The 1,365-nt window shown below is 68.2% G+C and carries 1 protein-coding gene; it reads left to right on the top strand.

Annotated features, from left to right (window positions below; translation table 11 throughout):
• Window positions 1-23 precede the first annotated feature (23 nt).
• Window positions 24-1,365: IS21 family transposase (istA, locus tag E3T37_RS07470; protein ID WP_241994548.1), on the top strand; the 1,342-nt coding region annotated here is incomplete at its 3' end.

Raw genomic sequence — 1,365 nt, 5'->3', positions numbered from 1 at the left:
AGTCGCCCAGGAAGAGGCCCTGAATGAAGCATGACGGAGAAATCATGGAAATACTTGCTGCCTACGATCTGACCAGATCGTTGCGCGCCACAGCCGAGCTCACCGGCTGCTCGCACCACACCGTTGCCCGCCACGTCGAGGCCCGCGATGCGGGCAAGCCGATCGCGGAGCCGGCGTATCGGGGCCGGGTCACGGACCCGTTCCTGCCCAAGATTGAGGAATGGGTCGAGGCGTCTAAGGGCAAGATCCGCGCCGACCGGGCCCACGACAAGCTCCTCGCCCTCGGTTACACGGGGTCTGAGCGTTCGACCCGGCGGGCGGTATCGCAGGTCCGGACGGCCTACCGGTTTGGTCGGGTCCGGGTGCACCGGCCCTGGATCACGGAGCCGGGGATGTGGTTGCAGTATGACTTCGGCGATGGCCCCGTCATCAACGGCCGCAAAACGGTGTTGTTCGTCGCCTGGCTGGCCTGGTCGAGGTTCCGGGTCGTGATCGCCCTCCGGGATCGGACGGCCCCGACCGTGTTCGCTGCCCTTGATCGCACGCTCCGCATTCTTGGAGGAGCTCCGACCTATGTCCTCACGGACAACGAGAAAACGGTCACCGTTTCCCACATCGCCGGCGTCCCGGTGCGCAACCAGCAGACCGTGGACTTCGCCCGCCACTACGGCATCACCGTGTTGACCTGCCAGCCGGCGGACCCGGCGACGAAGGGCGGATCGGAGTCCTCAGTCAAGGTCGCCAAGGCCGACATCGTGCCCCGGGACACCAACCTGCGCCCGGAATACGCGTCGTTCGCGGAGGTTGAAGCGGCCTGTGAGGCGTTCATGGACGAGGTCAACAACCGTGAGCACCGGGTCACGCGGCGCAAGCCCGCCGCGATGCTCGAGGAGGAACAGCCGCGGCTGCACCGGATCCCCGACACCGCCCACACCGTCTCCTTCGGCCTCTCACGGAGCGTCCCGGACAACACCCCGATGGTGACGTTCGAGAACGGCCAGTACTCGGTTCCCGCGCATCTGCTCGGCGCGCGGGTCTTCGTCCGCAGCCACGGGGTCGGCGAGGGCGAGCAGGTCATCGTCGTGCACCACGGCGCCGACGGGCCCGTCGAGGTTGCCCGGCACCCGCGGGCTCGGCCGGGCAGCCCGTCGATCGATGACGCGCACTTCCCCGACCACCGCGAGAGAGTCCCGGGCGACTACGCGGTCAAGGCCCGCAGCGCTGCGGAGGCGGAGTTCCTGCGCATTGGCGCGGGCGCGAAGGCGTGGTTGCTTGAGGCCGCGGCGGCGGGCACGACGCGGATGAACGTGAAGATGGCCGACGCGGTTGCGTTGGCCAAGATCAGCGGCCTGACCGCAGTCGACG

Origin of the sequence: Cryobacterium sp. TMT2-10 (assembly GCF_004403075.1) — a bacterium.
Taxonomy (GTDB): domain Bacteria; phylum Actinomycetota; class Actinomycetes; order Actinomycetales; family Microbacteriaceae; genus Cryobacterium; species Cryobacterium shii.
The sequence above is the reverse complement of the archived record's forward strand: the minus strand, read 5'-3'. Positions and strand labels throughout refer to the sequence as shown.